The 17,520-nt window shown below is 39.9% G+C and carries 11 protein-coding genes; 8 read left to right on the top strand and 3 right to left on the bottom strand.

Annotation, left to right across the window (positions count from 1 at the left end; all coding sequences use genetic code 11):
• Positions 1-343 precede the first annotated feature (343 nt).
• From DPX34_RS14785 to DPX34_RS14810, 7 genes are all read left to right on the top strand, one after another.
• Positions 344-883 (top strand): GbsR/MarR family transcriptional regulator, encoded by a 540-nt coding sequence (locus DPX34_RS14785; RefSeq protein WP_111979227.1) that lies wholly within the window; start codon positions 344-346, stop codon positions 881-883.
• Between the two features lie 61 nt (positions 884-944).
• Complete coding sequence (locus DPX34_RS14790; protein ID WP_111979228.1) at positions 945-2,324, top strand: cytochrome ubiquinol oxidase subunit I; 1,380 nt, start codon at positions 945-947, stop codon at positions 2,322-2,324.
• Complete coding sequence (locus tag DPX34_RS14795) at positions 2,321-3,322, top strand: cytochrome d ubiquinol oxidase subunit II (protein ID WP_111979229.1); 1,002 nt, start codon at positions 2,321-2,323, stop codon at positions 3,320-3,322. The genes DPX34_RS14790 and DPX34_RS14795 overlap by 4 nt, the downstream gene beginning before the upstream one ends.
• 90 nt (positions 3,323-3,412) lie before the next feature.
• Entirely contained in the window at positions 3,413-3,544 is a 132-nt protein-coding gene (locus tag DPX34_RS22320; RefSeq protein ID WP_269815532.1) for a hypothetical protein, read from the top strand.
• A 384-nt stretch (positions 3,545-3,928) separates the two neighbouring features.
• Positions 3,929-5,611, top strand: coding sequence for a sulfatase family protein (locus DPX34_RS14800; RefSeq protein ID WP_111979230.1), 1,683 nt, complete (start codon positions 3,929-3,931; stop codon positions 5,609-5,611).
• Position 5,612: 1 nt separating this feature from the next.
• A complete protein-coding gene (locus tag DPX34_RS14805) occupies positions 5,613-7,619 on the top strand; it encodes an arylsulfatase (protein WP_232824756.1) in 2,007 nt (668 codons plus the stop codon).
• Positions 7,619-9,178 carry a sulfatase family protein gene (locus DPX34_RS14810; protein WP_111979231.1) on the top strand — a complete coding sequence of 520 codons (1,560 nt, stop codon included), beginning with the start codon at positions 7,619-7,621 and terminating at the stop codon, positions 9,176-9,178. Before DPX34_RS14805 ends, DPX34_RS14810 begins: the two co-directional genes overlap by 1 nt.
• 107 nt (positions 9,179-9,285) lie before the next feature.
• Here DPX34_RS14810 and DPX34_RS14815 read toward each other — a convergent pair whose 3' ends face one another.
• From DPX34_RS14815 to DPX34_RS14825, 3 genes are read right to left on the bottom strand one after another with little or no spacing between them, the layout of a single operon-like run.
• Positions 9,286-10,896 carry a general secretion pathway protein GspF gene (locus DPX34_RS14815; RefSeq protein ID WP_111979232.1) on the bottom strand — a complete coding sequence of 537 codons (1,611 nt, stop codon included), beginning with the start codon at positions 10,894-10,896 and terminating at the stop codon, positions 9,286-9,288.
• A 9-nt stretch (positions 10,897-10,905) separates the two neighbouring features.
• A complete protein-coding gene (locus tag DPX34_RS14820; RefSeq protein WP_111979233.1) occupies positions 10,906-13,350 on the bottom strand; it encodes a LamG domain-containing protein in 2,445 nt (814 codons plus the stop codon).
• Positions 13,351-13,352: 2 nt separating this feature from the next.
• Complete coding sequence (locus tag DPX34_RS14825) at positions 13,353-14,561, bottom strand: hypothetical protein (RefSeq protein ID WP_232824757.1); 1,209 nt, start codon at positions 14,559-14,561, stop codon at positions 13,353-13,355.
• A 263-nt stretch (positions 14,562-14,824) separates the two neighbouring features.
• Here DPX34_RS14825 and DPX34_RS14830 point away from each other — a divergent pair, with 263 nt between their 5' ends.
• Complete coding sequence (locus DPX34_RS14830; protein ID WP_111979234.1) at positions 14,825-17,512, top strand: HzsA-related protein; 2,688 nt, start codon at positions 14,825-14,827, stop codon at positions 17,510-17,512.
• Positions 17,513-17,520: the final 8 nt, after the last annotated feature.

The raw sequence follows: 17,520 nt of genomic DNA on the forward strand, positions 1-17,520 counted from the left end.
TGGCTTTGCTTACATGGATGTAAGTACTTAGGTTTCGTCTGGAACGAGAAACCTGCCCCTAAACCCCGATCGCTTTGACTATATTCAATCACGATTTAGATGGATTTTTGCCTTGTTCTTGCGCTTTTGTATAAGGCAAGGTCCATACCCACGATGGCAGTGTCGTTGATTGCATGAACTTTATAAAAACAGACATCAATAGCTAATTCATTCTATTCGTATCTTAGGGCGTGTTTAGGTAAATCCCCTAATTTACATTAATAAATATTTTTTATAAAAAAGCTTGCATAATTGTTATTAAAGTTTCAGAATTTACTGAAACTTTAATATAGATCAAGCAAATATGAAATTATCGAATAAAACTCAAAGCTTTGTGATGCATTTTGGCGAAATGGGAAGTCGTTGGGGGTTCAATCGTACGGTTGGGCAAATGATTGCATTAATGGTAATTAATGAAAAAGCGCTCACGGCAGATGAAATTGCTGAATCACTTTCGATTAGCCGTGGGAATGTCAGTATGGGTATTAAAGAATTACAGTCTTGGCGGTTAGTTAAAGTTGAGCATATACCAGGTGATCGTAAAGATTATTACACCACCGCGGGTGATATGTGGCATATGGCTCGAACTGTATTTGAAGAGCGAATGAAGCGTGAAGTTGAACCCACCATGTCATTGTTACGCACACAATTAATGGATGACTCTGATGCACATCAAGATGAATACGCAATGAAGCAAATGCAAGAGATCTTAGAATTAATCGAAATGCTTACGCAATGGAGTGCCAGCTTAAATACATTAAAACCTGAAACCTTACAATCGGTGATGAAACTCGGTGCAGGTGTAACAAAAATTTTAGATTTTAAAAATAAACTGACTAATTAACGTTTATTAAAAATAAACGTTAATGGTTATTTAATACAACTTAATGCAATAGGTGGCAAGTATGTTAGATACCTTAATGCTCTCTCGTATCCAATTTGCAACGAATATCAGTTTTCATATTTTATTTCCGAGCATAACCATCGCGTTATGTTGGTTTCTCGTTTATTTCAAAGTTCGTTTTGATATTTCAGGTCATCCGGTCTGGATGCGTGCATACCGCTTTTGGGTAAAGGTGTTCGCCCTGACGTTTGCACTGGGGGTCGTTAGTGGTATTACGATGTCTTTTCAGTTTGGCACTAACTGGCCTGGTTTTATGGAAAAAGTAGGCAATATAGCGGGGCCTTTATTAGGTTATGAGGTGCTGACCGCCTTCTTTTTAGAAGCGACATTTTTAGGCATCATGCTTTTTGGCTTAAAACGCGTATCAAGTAAAGTGCACACGTTTGCGACATTAGCGGTGGCTATTGGCACGAGTTTATCGGCTTTTTGGATACTCGCGCTTAATTCTTGGATGCATACCCCTGCCGGGTTTGAAATGCGCGAGGGTGTTGCGTTTCCGTTAGATTGGTTTGCTATTATATTTAATCCTTCGTTTCCGTATCGCTTCTTACATGTTGTTATTGCATCGGGTCTAACCGCATCATTTTTTATTATGGGTGTATCGGCGTATCGATTACTTAAAGGTGATATTAAGCTCGCCCCCAAAGTCACCTTAAAAACCGCCTTAATTGTCGCGGCAATTTTAGCGCCAATACAAGCGGTTGTCGGAGATATGCACGGTTTAAATACGTTAACACATCAACCGGCAAAAATTGCCGCTATTGAAGGCGTGTGGCATACCGAAAAAGGAGCGCCTTTGCTTTTATTTGCGATTCCGGATGCTGAAAATAAAACCAACCATTTTGAAGTGGGTATTCCTAATTTAGCCAGTTTAATACTGACGCATGATCTTAAAGGTGAAATTAAAGGGATTAATGAATTCGGAGAAAATGCGCCGCCAGTTGCCCCTATATTTTGGAGTTTTAGAATAATGCTGGCGACGGGCTTATTAATGCTATTTTCAGCTTGGATAGGTTGTTATCAACTATTCAAAAAAGGAGCAGTAAAACCGTTTATGTTGAAGCTGTTTGTTGGGATGACTTTTGCCGGTTGGATTGCGGTATTAGCAGGGTGGTACGTAACTGAAATTGGGCGTCAGCCTTACTTAGTTTATGGCGTATTAAAAACAGCGGAGGCGGTTACAACCATAGCGCGTGATCATGTCGCAATATCGTTAGCGCTGTATTTATTGGTGTACGGTTTTTTGATTGTGGCTTACTTGCACACACTGTTTGTGATGGCCGGTCGCGCGATAAAAGTAGATGAATTTGAAACTCATGATCCACAAGCCGATGGTAATTTAACACACGTGAATAATATAGAAGAGGGAATAAAATTATGATCAGTTATGACTTATTACCCGCCGTGTTTGCGGGGTTAACTGCATTTTCTGTTTTAATGTACGCCATTTTAGATGGTTATGATTTAGGTGTTGGTATTTTATTACCGATGGATCAAGATGAAGCAACACGAGATAAAATGATTGCATCTATTGGCCCTTTTTGGGATGCGAATGAAACTTGGCTGGTATTGGCAGTCGGATTATTACTGATTGCTTTTCCCGCGGCACACAGTGTTATTTTATTTGAATTATATTTACCAGCGGCAATTTTATTGATCGGTTTAATTATGCGTGGTGTCGCATTTGATTTTAGAGCAAAAGCGGCTATCGATTATAAGAGAAATTGGGATCGATTGTTTAAATCGGGTTCAGTCATCAGCAGTTTTATGCAAGGTTATATGTTAGGCATGTATATAACCGGTTTTGACAACAGCTTTGCAGGCTATTTATTTTCGGTGCTCACCGGGATTGGGGTTATTGCGGCCTACGGTTTTATTGGTGCGGCTTGGCTGGTGATGAAAACAGAAGGGGAATTACAAAAATTTGCGATAAAGACGACTCAAATAATGGCTCGTTTGGCTTTTTTGAATGTGATTCTAATTTCTGTCGTTAACGTGTATGTAAATCCCCGTGTATTTGATAAATGGTTTGAATTTCCGCTTGTGATGTTTGTGTTATTTATACCGATAACGTGTGTGGTTTTATTTATTGCGCTTGAGATTATTATCAAACGTTTACCTAAACCACATGATCGACATTGTTGGTTGCCCTTTGTGTTAGCGGTTGGCATTTTTATACTGTGTTTTAGCGCGCTCGCTTTTAGTTTTTATCCTTATATCGTACCTAATCAATTAACAATTTGGCAAGCAGCGAGTGCACCTGAATCTCTAAACTTTATATTTAACGGAGCCGTTATCGTGATACCCGTTATTTTGGCTTATACCTTTTACGCTTACCGTGTTTTCAACGGCAAGGTATCAGATTTGAAATATCATTAATAATGACATAAACAGAATACATATAACGATCACCTTATTCATTCTCCCAGTTTATAGGGATACCACATTCATTGTCCGCCACAAGAGAAAATGTATTATCGGTTTGAAATTGATCCCGATTTGATCCCAGATGATGCATTAGATCATCACGTTAAGCGAGGTGGTGAATATTTTTCACCTTTATATGGTGGCATATGCTTCATGCGGTATAGCCGAGCATAACAATATTGAGTTTAAAAACGGCCATTAAAGACAATACTAATTTTGGGTTTTATTCGTGAGTTTGGAGTGAACTTATATTTAAAAATTTTCATTATTCGTTATTAAAATTAAGAAATCACGATTTGAAAAGTTAATTAAAGTGAGAAAATAAATCAATAATAATAGGTTGTATTATATAAATTACATTTACTAGTAAAATTATTGTGTTATATTTAAATTTATAGTTGATGCAATGAAGTCGTTTTTAAGATGTGTTATGATTCGTTTTGATATTAATTGTTCTTTGTTAACATGTTAATGTATTCGATTGGGGCGCTACACTGTAACGAACTATCACTTCTCATCGTAACTTCGATATAAATTAAAATAACAGAGTATTTTGTAATGAGATTTAATTTTAAGAAAAATTCATTTAAAACCATTTTAGTTATGTTTTTTGTTGTAAGTTGTAATACGGGGTGTAATTCAGGAGGTTATCGTTCAGGTGAATATCTCCCATCTATGTTAATGGATGATGTTCAAGTCGACAAAAATGTATACAAAACGCCTAATGTTGTTGTGATTTTAGCTGATGATATTGGTGTTGGTGATATTAGTTATTACACCGATAGATTTATGGATAAATCAGCTGTTGTTAGAACACCCAACTTAGATCAATTAGCAGCAGACGGTGTTTGGTTTAATGATGCCCATTCGGCAACGGCTTTGTGTGCACCAACACGATATGCGGTAATGAGTGGTAACAATAATTATCGTTCATATGCGCCATGGGGTGTGTGGGGGGCATTTAAACCTAATGCTATCTCGAGATCTGAATTAACGTTAGGTCGAGTGGCTAAGCGTGCGGGCTATAAAACAGGTTTTGTTGGTAAATGGCATTTAGGCGGCGATTTTAAATTAAAAAATCGTGACAAAATTTATCGGGGTGACGACCGAGGCCTGTTAAATCAAGTTGATTTAACTCATGTCGCTGGAGGCGGTCCGGCTGATATGGGGTTTGAGTATAGCTTTATGTTGCCAGCGGGGATCCAAGGTCCTACGTATCTAGCTTATGAAAATGAAAAATGGTATCCGTTAACCGCTGATTCTAGCATTGTACATATTAATGAAAATAACGTTCTTGACCCTCGCATCATTTCAGACAAAGGACCTGGAATGGGTGACTCGCATTGGGATACTAAAAATATTGGTCACGTTATCTCTCAAAAGGCTGTCGATTTTGTTAATCAACAAACAACCAATAAGCCTTTCTTACTTTATTATGCCAGCCCAATGGCGCATAGACCCCATATTCCGCCTGCCACGTTTGATGGTGTTGCAGTTGCCGGTGCAGCCCCAAGTGCGCATTTAGACATGGTGGTTGAGCTTGATTTACAAGTTGCCCGAATTATTAACGCATTAAAAGATCAAGGCGTGTATGACAATACTTTGATCATTTTTACTTCTGACAATGGCGGCTTAGCTAATGTACCCGCAAGTTTAAAAGCGGGTCATAAACAAAGTGGCATATACCGTGGCGGTAAAAATGCAGCCCATGAAGGCGGACATCGTGTGCCTTTTATTGCGGTATGGCCTAATCATATTCCATCTGGGCAATTTAAAAACGAATCCATCATGGTACAAGATATTTTAGCTACCGTGGCCGCGGTTAGTGGCAAGCCCTTACAAGACAATGAAGGTTTAGACAGTAATGATCTCTTACCGTTATTAGCTAATCAAGTAACTAATCAAATAACAACAACAGCCTATCACCCTCGCGAGTTTTTAATGTTACAAGCGGGTAGTCGTACCGAAGTTATTTTTGTTAAAAACGGCTGGAAATTGATTATTGATACGGATCACAAACTCACAAAATTTGAACCTACGGCTTTATTCAACCTGAACACAAATGTTGTCGAAGATGAAAAATTTAATTTGTTATTAAGTCAGCCGCAAAAAGTAGACGCGATGCTCGCTGAGTATTTAACAATTCGTAATAGTGGCATACCCACCGTTAAACGCGCGTTGAACCCAATGGACAATTTACAAAATAATTCAGAAAGTAATTCACAAAAAAATGAAGTATAAAATGAAGCTGTTATTAAAAAAACAAAAAATGCTAATACCTTTGTTGACGGGATTGCTACTGTTTTCAGGTTGTAAATTAGCAAATCAAACAACTGAATTATTAACTGAATACACAAGTGGATCTGAACATACGGCACAAAAAAATAAGTTACCCACGGCGACTAAACCAACAAAAAAGCCAAATATCGTGATGGTGGTAACAGATGATCAAGGTTATGGTGATATCGGTTTTAACGCGAACCCGATTGTGCAAACGCCCAATTTGGATGCCTTAGCACAAGTTTCTACGCGGTTAACTAATTTTCATGTTGATCCAACCTGTTCGCCGACTCGTGCAGCTTTGTTAACAGGTAAACATTCATTAAAAGCTGGGGTTTGGCATACCATTTTAGGTCGATACATGTTGGGGCCAGAACATAAAACGCTGGCAGAGTATTTATCCGAGGCCGGCTACCACACGGGTATTTTTGGTAAATGGCATTTAGGTGATAATTATCCATACCGCCCTCAAGATCAAGGCTTCGATAATGTGGTGATCCATGGAGGTGGCGGAGTTGGTCAAACGCCTGATTATTGGGGTAATACCCAGTTTAATGACACCTATTACCGTAATGGAGAGCCTGAAAAATTTTCTGATTATGCGACAAAAGTTTGGTTTGATGAAGCCATTGAACACATAAAAGAGCAGGGCGATACACCGCATCTAACGTATATTGCGCTAAATGCACCACATGGCCCTTATCGTGCGCCAAAAAATTATATTAAACCCTATGAAGACCGCGGGATCACAGGCGAGCTTGCGCGTTTTTATGCCATGATCACTTATATTGATGATCAAGTCGCAAGGTTAAGAGCAGAAATTGATAAATTAGGTCAAACAGATAATACGATCTTTATCTTTATGACCGATAACGGGAGTTCATATCGCTCAAGTTATCACGGTAAATTAACCCCCGATACGCAAGGCTTAAGAGATCAATACCCGACTTGGCAACCTAATGCAGGTCTAAGCGGCTTTAAAGGTGATATTTTGGAAGGTGGTCATAAAGTGCCTTTTGTTATTTCTTACCCCGATGGTCAGTTACAGTCCGGCGCGCTTAATGCATTAAGTGCTCACTACGATTTATTACCCACACTATTAGAGCTTGCTGATATTAAAATTAATGAGCCGAATCTTGATGGTAAAAGTTTAGTTAAATTGTTAAAGCAAGGCAAAGACAATTCATTAAATACGCGTGATGTGTTTATTACGAATCAACGTGTTTTTGACCCAAGTGTCGATCGTCCAACGGTATTGGCACATAATCATTGGCGTTACTTACGATATAACCAAAACACCAAAGCTTTATTTAATATTAACGTTGATCCAGCACAAAAACACAATGTGATAGCCGATTACCCGCGAGTCGCTGAATACATGGAAGCTAAAATACAGAATTGGTTTAGTGATTTAGCCGCTAAAGGTTTTAAAGATCGGTATATCCATGTTGGTAATGCGGCTGAACACACGGTTAGACTTAATGCAATGGATTGGATGGAAGTACCCAATGGTCAAGCGGTGCCTTGGTTTATAGGACATCAAGCGGCTGCAGATGAATATGATTATGTCCATTGGTTAACAGAAGAAGATAAATATAAAGCCTTGCCTTGGTATATCAATGTTGAACAAGCGGGTATATACCAAATTAAACCTTATTTTCATGATAAACCCGCGGCGACTCCTATTTTAAAAAAATACTGTGTGGTGCAAATTAATGAGCGCAAGGTTATTGGCAAAGTGTATGGCCGGGCTTCGCATTGTGAGGTGAATATAGACCTTAAGTTAGGTCAACAAAAAATAACCGCGTGGTTTACTGATACACCTGAAGCTAAACGTAATATTAATAATAAAACTCAAACAAAAAATAAAGCGGCATTTTATGTTTATTTAACACCGCAATTTGAGCTTGTACCCATCAAAGATAAAACCAGCCTAATGACCATTTTAACAAATGAAGAGAAAATATAATGATCCTAAAAAATCGAAAAAGCATTACATTATTTGCGGCTACTGCCGTTGCACTCAGTTTAACGGCTTGTAGTTATTTACAAGAAAAAACAACAATGACCCCGTCAGCAAAAAAACCAAACGTCGTTGTTTTTTATGTTGATGATTTAGGTTATGGCGATTTAAGCTCGTATGGCGCAAAAGGCGTTAAAACGCCCAACGTAGATGCGTTGGCCGCTAATGGAATTCGGTTTACCGATGCGCATAGTTCGTCTGCGACGTGCACGCCATCAAGATATTCATTATTAACGGGCGAATATGCGTTTAGAAATAATGCCGCTGTGCTTAAAGGCGATGCAGCGATGATTATTAAGCCCAATAAGCCTACGTTACCTAAAATGCTAAAAAAAGTAGGGTATAAAACAGCGGTTGTTGGAAAATGGCACTTGGGATTAGGTGATGGTATTACGCCAATAGATTGGAATAAAGCGATTAAACCGGGTCCATTAGAAATTGGTTTTGATTATAGCTTTTTATTACCGGCGACAGGTGATCGAGTTCCAACCGTTTATTTAGAGAATCACCATGTAATAAACCTTGATAAGTCTGATCCTTTGTATATTAACTACGATAAAAAAATAGGTGATCGACCAACCGGGTATGAAAATCCAGAGTTAGAACGACAATCAGCTGATCATCAACATAATAAAACCTTGATCAACGGTATTGGACGTATCGGTTGGATGCAAGGTGGAAAGTCGGCAGAATGGAAAGATGAAGATTTTTATACTGTGTTCACTAATAAAGCGAATGAATTTATTGAGCAAAACCAAGCCGATCCGTTCTTCTTATTCTTTTCATTTCACGACATTCACGTACCGCGATTACCACATGACAAATTTAAAGGTCAAAGTGAAATGGGTGTAAGAGGGGATGCCATTGTTCAAATGGATTGGATTACAGGACAAGTAACAAAACAGCTCGAAAAATTAGGTTTGCTAGATAATACTCTTATTATTTTTACCAGTGATAATGGACCTGTTTTAAATGATGGCTATGACGATCAAGCAGAAGAATTACTTGGCGATCATAAGCCTGCTGGGATATACCGAGGCGGAAAATACAGTGCATTTGAAGCGGGTACACGAGTACCGACCATTGTGCATTTTCCTGCAAAAGTTGAACCGGGTGTCAGTGATGAATTAGTGAGTCAAATTGATGTTTACGCATCGATCGCTGAATTAGTGGGTGTAAAACTTGACGATAGAGAAGCGGTTGATAGCCAAAACTATTTATCAGCTTTAACGGATGCTAGTGCTAAAGGCCGATCGGTATTAATTGAAGAGTCTTATACGTTATCTATCCGTGACGGTGATTGGAAATATATTAGACCGAGCAACAAAAAAGCAGAATGGGTTACAAACGATAAAAAGATAGAAAGTGGTTTAGCACCAGTACCCCAGCTCTATAATTTAGCCGCTGATCCAAGCGAATTGACTAATTTAGCGGCTAAAAATCCGCAAAAATCCGCGCAAATGGATGCACAGTTACAAGCGTTAATAAACAAGCAAACACGCTAGTCAATTAAAAAGAAAAATTGATTAACCTGAGTTGATTGAAAACATTTTAAGGCATGCTTTGGCATGCCTTTTTCGTTTAATCGACATAACTTAAATTATAAAAGTTGTTATACCGTTGCAAAAGGGGTGCCTATGGTCCCATTCACGATAGGCTGAAAAGCGGTTAAACTATCCAGCATCACAGAATTACCTAAACCTTGGCCAGTGACAATATTACCAAACTGTCCTTGCTCCCCATGTAAAGCCATATAATTTAACAAAACGGATTGTACAAGTAAGTTTACATTATTGGCAGCGGGTGAAGAAGTGGTTTCAACTGAAGCATCTGCGCGCATAAAGCCGAGCTGTTGATGCATTGCCATCGCATTAGCATCACTACCCATCAAAACAGGGCGGCCAGTCGGATTATAAACTAAAAAGAAGGCGGCCCCCGTAGAAGAGTTATCCCCCGTCCATTCCGTTTTGCCTCTGCCCATTTCAGAATCATCAATGCGCCCATTACTGGCAACCGAACCATCACTGTATACATACAACATGAGTGGCATGTTTTGCCTTGCTGCATATTCTATGCAAGCGCCCATGCACCGTCCGGCGCGTAAATCTCGTAACTCCCCGGTACCTCGATCACCAGTATGGTAATCAAACCCACCCATAGTGACGGTGCCAGCCCCAGCAAAACCATTAACCACTAATTTCATAACCGATGCCGTTTTTTGGAACTCATTTTCGCTGTTAAATTCTTCAGATGAAAAAATACCACTTGGTCCTACAATATTTACATCGAGTCGAGGATCTAATGTCGCAGGATTACCAAATCTATCGGTTAAATCGGCACTTTTCACATAACCGCATTGTAATAAGTCTTTAATGACCGCATCTCGACTAATGCCTGAATTTACATTGGCTATTTTATTGGCACTGATACGTTCAATACTTTCCATCACGGCCACGGCATCAGATTGCGATAACAAATTAAATAAATCACCGGTATCAACTAAACCTGTCACATCGGTTGGTCGGTCTATTTTTGTTGGGCGTTTACTTAAATCAATAAAATTATTGGGTGCCATTGAATTAGCACCTGAATCGGTATTACGTGAGCCGATGAGCGGCATAAGCGACCCATCCGCTCCTGCTTGTGCGATTGCATACATAGGGTTGTGTGGGTTGTTCCCTGTATCATTATCTGAGCGGGCGGCGATAACCGCGCCATTAACCGCAGCCGCTGTTTCGGGGCTGACTTTTTCTAATATACCGCGTAAAAAAGCAGAGTCTGAATGAAAAGCCAATCCTAAGTCGGTATTTATAAAGTCAGATTGCTCGGCATTTGGATTCGCAATTGCCGGCGTCATATCGCCGGGTAAGCCCAATTTACTGTAACCCGCTGTTGATAAAAAATCTTGCTGTCCACCTGGGCCGCCCACTAAAACATTAGAGCCTGCAATGTTGGCGCCACCGGCTAAGTCAAAAGCGATGAAAGGGATTTTACCGGCACCTTGTACATTGATACCACATGATTCTCTTAGCGCTTGGATATCACTAGATAAAGCGGCTTGAGCTTGATTGGGATTCGCAAACAAACTAAAGAGTGACATTCCGCCTACAACATGCGCGCCGGTTTTTAATCCTGACGTTATAAAATCACGACGTGTCATTGGACGTTTGTGATCAGCAAACAATAATGGGGTATCTGGATGTAAATGTCTTTTACGTGTCATAATATTTCTCTACTGAAGCAAGGTTACAGCGCTTGCTAACAGAGCTGCGCAACTAGATTTAGCGATAGTTTTAGACCTATCAATGGGGCAACTCCCGTCGCAAATAGATAAACGTTGAATCAACTGATTGAGCTCATCAGTTACAATTTGTTTATCAGGCTGAGTTGAGACACTTAACGGGGTTAATTGCTCAACTAACGGCGTTATAAAATCAAGCCGTTCAGTATTTGTCGCAAATGCAACATGTGGTAAGGCATTAAAATTGGTCAACGGAAACCAATTGCTTCGCAATGTTGTATTTTCAATAACCGCGTCGCAATAGGCTATCCCTAATTGGGTAACTGCCATTTGTTGGGCTGAAATAAAGGTTTCAACATTTTCAATACTCGGCAGCTGGCGTTGCACTAATTGAAAGGTATCGAATACTTTGGGTGTATTGGCGGCAACACCTGTTAACTTGCTCATGGTGGCATTGATTTCAGCAAAATTACGGATCCCTATTTGAGGGCTACGGCTTGAACTGGGGCTTGGTAATGTCTGGGTAAATATACCTTCTACTCGAGTGAATTGTTTATCACCTAATTGATCAAAGGTTAAGAAAAACTCATCATCTGTCACGCCTTTTTCCATGCTGATTAATGTGCCCAACCTTGACAAAAGTTGCGGTTCACTGAGAGACGTATCACTATTAATGCTGATGTCTAAATTAGCGAATGCTTGGCTGATTGTCGATTCTTTACCGTTAATACCTAAACGCATCCCGCGTAATGCTGTGGTTTGATTAAGCGTAAGCCCATCTAGATTGATTAAACTCGGCTCAGCAAATAGATAGCTATAATTGTCATATTGGCTAACTTCAAACACGATATAAGTGTTGGGGGTATTAACTAAGTCGGTTATTGAAAAGAGTAAAAAGAATTTTTCACCCACGCCAACATCATAATTCTGCTGTATTTGCTCAGGAGTGAGTGTGCGATTAAATAACGCTAATAAGCGAATACTGCCTCGCCATTGATGGTTATTAGAGGCTTCATTACCTAAAATAAGGGCAAAGCTATTATCCCACAACGCAAGCGGAGACACTTCATCATCGTTAACGTCAATTAAGTTACCATTGACATATAGTTTACGGCCTTCTTGCGCATTGTAGGTTAATACCACGTGTTGCAACGTTGCTTGTAATACTTCATCTGCATCTGGCGTGCTTAAAGCGGGTTGGCCATTAGTTGAGCTATTTTGAGTGCGCAGCATAAAGTCGTAATTATATTGAGTTTGTCCCAAGGTGAAATTTCGGTCGTTGTCGCCCGCTGAATAAGTAATGATACGAGCAGGTCCTTCTTGCACAACATTACCCGGTGTTAACCAAGCTTCTAGCGTGAATTCGTTAGTTGACAGTATTAAATCATGTATTTTTTTACTGGTTGCGGTACTCGCTTGTGCTTTACCATTATTTATTTGTATTCCCCAACTGCCTAACCATTCAATATTGCCACTCAAGTTTAAGTTAGCGGCAGGGCTGATACCCGATGTATCATAAGCTACTGAACCTGAGCCGGTTTTAAATTGATATAATGCGATGATATCTGATTCAAACCGACCGCCAGCCGAGGCCACAACACCATCATTTAGTCGTAACGCTTTAGAGACCACTAGATCATCTGCAATTTCATCAATGCTAATATTCTCGCTAAATGCACTAATGGCAGCAAACATCTCGTTACCATCTTGGGTGCACGATATGCTCCAACAGTTATGAAACTCGTTACGTAAGCGCATTACCAGTCTAGATAAAGCTGGGTCATCAATATTCATTACACGTGTAGCGGCTTGATAAGCCTCATCAACATCATCACTTGCAAAAAAAGGAGATTGAGAGAATTGTGCCGATTGATTATGACAGTCAGCACAATGATCTTGGACGATTGGGTAGATATGTTCAGCAAACAATGTGCTGTCGGTTGGGATTGTTTTGCTCGCACCGGCTTCGCGCAGAGTAGGCGGCTTAAATTCAATGGTATTAGCCACGCTAACACGATCATCGGCCCAAATTTTAATCCATTGTGTCATGGTTTCGCCACAGGCTTGGTCACTGCCCAACCAACAGTTATGACCATTGGCAACTTTAGTCACTAACCTTGAATCCGCAGGTTTTGATAAGGTGACTAATGTGTTTGATACCGCATAAGCATCATTAACGTTTTCTCTACTGGCGAAATAGGGGGCTTGTAAGCCTTCAGTGTGACAAGCGCCACATTTATCTAAGGCTGATATATTGTCCCATAAAGCGGTTTTAAATTTTTGTATATCTTCGGTTTGTGGTCCTGGCCCAGTATATTCGGTTGCGACTTCATCTTCTTGCACGGGTGGAATGGACTCAACTTCGCTTTCACCACAACTGACTAAACATAACAAACCGATTAGTAGGGATAGATTTAATTTGATCGTTTTAAACATGATTATTCTCCCATACAGTATGTGCCAATTTCGGCAAATACGCGTTTAAGTTTATAATCATGGGTTGCAAACGAGGCGGTCGTCGAAGTAACTTGATTAAGATCGTCTTGAGATTCAGGAGACCGTAAACACACATTTTCAAAAACTTTTTTAACTTGGCATTGGGCAAAGGCTTGACTATGAGATAGCTCTTCACCAAGTGACTTAGCACCAGCCCCTTTACCCGTTAAACCTTGATCCCAACCTAACTTTTGATTTGGACCTTGTCGCCAATAGTTATTCCACTCATCGTCAGGTGTAATAAACCCATAAGGAAAATTAGTTGCATTTAAATGATACTTGGCTTGAACTCGGCTCCCTGTCGCCGCAATAGTACCTACATTGTTATAAACAAGAGAGCCTGTGTCTGCATCATCTGTAAAATCGAAATCATAATAGGCAAATGCTTGCGCCATTGGATCCATGCCGCTGTGGCAAGCAAGACAATTATTTAAAAACAATCGACTGTCTCCTCCAGGACTACGACTCACATCTTGACGAATTCGATCGGGCGAACGGGTATTATCTTTCAAAGGTTCTAAATCGGTACAAAGGTGATTCATTAATGTGAATCTAAACATGGCTCTATTTGTGCCGAGGTAAAAGAAGGCGCGCGCCGCGGCTCGGCTTGTTAGTACACCGGCAGTTGCCGTAGGGGGGAGGCCATTTAAACTAGATTGACTAACTTGTGTTAAGTGTTCTTTTAAGTTTATCGCTTGGTTTTCTAGCGCTTCGTAATGTGCATTATTAGTCATGCTATAAGCGGGCAGTGTAAGTTCAGATGAACCAACATAAGCTATATCCGCTTGTAATAATTGGCGAAAATCTATGTCATCTCTGACGATTCCAATGACCGTGGCTGAATAATCATTTAATGGAACAAAAATATCTTCATCTTCATTGGTCCAAGGTGAAGCAAATAATTTTAACGTGGTGTTATAAAAATCAGGTGATTCCATCACTTGATAGGCAGCCGCAATTGGATCGCCTGCCGTTATTAGCTCGGATAATTCGGTTAAGGTTTGTGCATCGGCAGGCACACCGGCAATTCGGTCGTGCAGTTGCTTAGCTTGTTCTAAACTGCCCGCATGCGCAGCCTGAAAATTAGAAAAAATGAATAAGAATATAAATGTAAAAAAGCCTTGCTTTACATTGTGATAGAACATCCTCATACTACCTCCTTGAAGATGTTTAGGGTTATTTGAGTGTTATATTTATTCACATAACACACTAAAGAATGGCTCTTAATTGCCAATTTAGGCAACTTTATAATGTATTTATTTATCATTTTATTTTTATCTAGTGCCAGATATGGTCTAGTCTTTCAATGTGAGCTAAAAGAACGCTAATGCGACATGGATCGAAAGTCGGGTCGAATCCTTTGTGTTTATCGACAGTTTTACCATATATATTAACCGTTTGGAAAAAGAATTCTATGATTCCGAATTTACGCTGTATCGGAGTTTTGTTATTTTCATGCTTATTATTAAGTTGTGGAACAGGCTCTTCTATAAATGATGAGAAAAAAGATCCCGTCTTAGTTGAGTTTCCGGTTGTTTATATAGAGCGTCAACTCATTACCAACCCCGACAGAGAAGAAGGCGACGATGTTGAACGCGTCACTTTTTCTGCGCGCAACCCTTTTATCTTTAATCCAGGTGCACGCCTTGTTTTACAAGCTAATGCCTTTTCTGAATCACAAAAAGTAGATTTAACCTCGAACTTATTTGATGAAGGCGCGCGAATCGATATTCGAGATTTAGTGGTTTCACCAAAGGGCGATGAATTTTTAGTTGCACTTCATGCACCTCTTGACCCCGAATTAGATGACGATGAACAACCTAAATGGAATATATGGCGATACAAACACCTTGATAAGTCATTTGCACCGATAATAAATAATGAGCAAGTCGCCGGGTTAGGCCATGATCTAATGCCAGGGTATTTACCTGATGGGCGTATTATTTTCGTGTCTACTCGACAACGTACCTCGCGTGCTATTTTGCTAGATGAAGGAAAACCGCAATATACGGCATTAGATGAAAGAATGAGTTTCTCGGCTCTTAACCTTCACGTAATGGATGATGATGGCAGTAATATTAAACAACTCACCTTTAACTTAAGTCATGACTTTTACCCGTTAGTGTTACAAAGTGGAGAAATACTCTATAGTCGCTGGGATACCATGGGCGGCCATAACAAAATTAACCTTTATAAAATGCAACCTGATGGCACTGATAACCATTTTGTATATGGTTGGCATTCACATTCGGTTACTTTTGATAATGAAGATCAGAATATTGAATATATAAAACCACAACAACTTCCAGACGGAAAAATATTATTACTGGTTAACTCATCTAACGAAAATGCGTTACAAAAACGCCCGGTGATTATCAATATCGATGATTTTAATGAATCGCAGCGTCAAATTGACGGAACCGATTTAACTGATACCACGACCAATGCATTGTCTGATTTTGCGTTACTTAATTTACCTATTTTTGATTTTTCTAATGCGATTGCGGCGCAAGGTAAAATCGCGTCTATTTTTCCTTTAGAAGATGGTAGTGATAGATTATTAGTTTCTTGGGCGTTATGTCGAGCTACTGTTGCTGATGTTAATTATGTCTGTGGTCAATTAACCGCTGAGCAATTAGCGGCCGAGTCGACAACATTATCTGAGCCTATTTATGAACTTTGGATTTTTAGTCAAACAAGTGGTACACAACAAAAAGTGGCTTCGCCAGAATCTGGTCATGTGATTAGCCAAGCTATTGTTTTACAACCCAGTTTAACGCCCCCCGCTTTTATTCCTAATAAAGTGGTGGGCAATGAATTAGATGCTAATTTGGCAAATGAACAAGCCGCTGCTATTCATATTCGCAGTGTTTATGATTTTGATGGCATTGATTCAACGTCGCAAGGTATTCATGCGTTAAAAGATCCCTTGCAAACATCGGCAGATGAGCTATCCGCTCGTTTTTTACGTGTGGTGCGTGGTGTTCCAATGCCACCTCGTGATGTTAAACGGGTAAGAGGAACTGATTTTGGCCGCAGCAGTGGTCAGCGCATGCGCGAAATATTAGGTTATGTGCCAATCCAGCCAGATGGTTCTGTTAAATTTAAAGTGCCGGCTAATATACCGATTGCTTTGAGTGTATTAAATGCTCAAGGGGAACGTATCGGGGGGCGACATCGCCAATGGATTTCGTTGTTACCGGGTGAGCATCTTGAATGTGCCGGCTGTCATAACCAAAATAGCCATTCGCCACATGGGAGGTTAGACAGTAACGTACCGACTATTAATATCGGAGCGCTATCTGATGGCGTGGCTTTTCCTAACACAGCCGATTCGATATTGCCTGCATTTGGTCAAACCATGGCTGAAGCTGATGCGAGTGTAAATGGCTTAAAAGAGCTGAATAAAGATTTACACTACGTCGATATTTGGACCGACCCTGCAATATCGACACCTAATGCCGACATCAATTTATCTTATGACAATTTACTTACACTACCGCCAAATGGGAGTAGTTGCTATATACAGTGGAATGCTTATTGTCGTATACAAATAAATTATGCTGAACACATTCAACCGATTTTTAGTTTATCACGTAAAATATCTGATGAAATAACAGGTGAAGTGCTTGAAGACAATACCTGCACCGCTTGTCATAGCACAATTGATGAAACCGGCGCGGCTATACCCCCTGCAGCACAGTTAGATTTAACTAACGCCCCATCGCCAGAGCAACCGGCTCATCTCATCGGTTATAGAGAATTATTTTTTACGGATTTAGAACAAGAAGTTATTGATGGGTTATTGGTTGATAGATTAATTGAAGTCGTGGATGCCAATGGTGATCCGGTTTTTGAATTAGATGAAGAAGGTGAACTCATTTTAGATGAGTTTGAACAACCCATCCCCGTGTTAACAACGGTTAGAGTAAACAATATATTAAGAACCGGCGGAGCGAATTCTAGTCGCGCGTTTTTTGACTTATTCTCGGCAACGGGCAGTCATGTTAATAGATTGTCTGCTGATGAATTACGGTTAATCGCTGAATGGTTAGATATTGGTGCTCAATATTATAATACGCCATTTTATCTAACGGATTAGGTTGCTAG

Source organism: Algibacillus agarilyticus, assembly GCF_003286125.1.
Classification (GTDB): Bacteria; Pseudomonadota; Gammaproteobacteria; order Enterobacterales; family Alteromonadaceae; genus Algibacillus; species Algibacillus agarilyticus.

What these genes read in the sequence shown, in the direction of transcription:
- DPX34_RS14785 (WP_111979227.1), top strand. Translation starts at nt 344, where the DNA reads ATGAAATTATCGAATAAAACTCAAAGCTTTGTGATGCATTTTGGCGAA.
- DPX34_RS14790 (WP_111979228.1), top strand. Translation starts at nt 945, where the DNA reads ATGTTAGATACCTTAATGCTCTCTCGTATCCAATTTGCAACGAATATC.
- DPX34_RS14795 (WP_111979229.1), top strand. Translation starts at nt 2,321, where the DNA reads ATGATCAGTTATGACTTATTACCCGCCGTGTTTGCGGGGTTAACTGCA.
- DPX34_RS22320 (WP_269815532.1), top strand. Translation starts at nt 3,413, where the DNA reads ATGTATTATCGGTTTGAAATTGATCCCGATTTGATCCCAGATGATGCA.
- DPX34_RS14800 (WP_111979230.1), top strand. Translation starts at nt 3,929, where the DNA reads ATGAGATTTAATTTTAAGAAAAATTCATTTAAAACCATTTTAGTTATG.
- DPX34_RS14805 (WP_232824756.1), top strand. Translation starts at nt 5,613, where the DNA reads ATGAAGCTGTTATTAAAAAAACAAAAAATGCTAATACCTTTGTTGACG.
- DPX34_RS14810 (WP_111979231.1), top strand. Translation starts at nt 7,619, where the DNA reads ATGATCCTAAAAAATCGAAAAAGCATTACATTATTTGCGGCTACTGCC.
- DPX34_RS14815 (WP_111979232.1), bottom strand. Translation starts at nt 10,896, where the DNA reads ATGACACGTAAAAGACATTTACATCCAGATACCCCATTATTGTTTGCT.
- DPX34_RS14820 (WP_111979233.1), bottom strand. Translation starts at nt 13,350, where the DNA reads ATGTTTAAAACGATCAAATTAAATCTATCCCTACTAATCGGTTTGTTA.
- DPX34_RS14825 (WP_232824757.1), bottom strand. Translation starts at nt 14,561, where the DNA reads ATGAGGATGTTCTATCACAATGTAAAGCAAGGCTTTTTTACATTTATA.
- DPX34_RS14830 (WP_111979234.1), top strand. Translation starts at nt 14,825, where the DNA reads ATGATTCCGAATTTACGCTGTATCGGAGTTTTGTTATTTTCATGCTTA.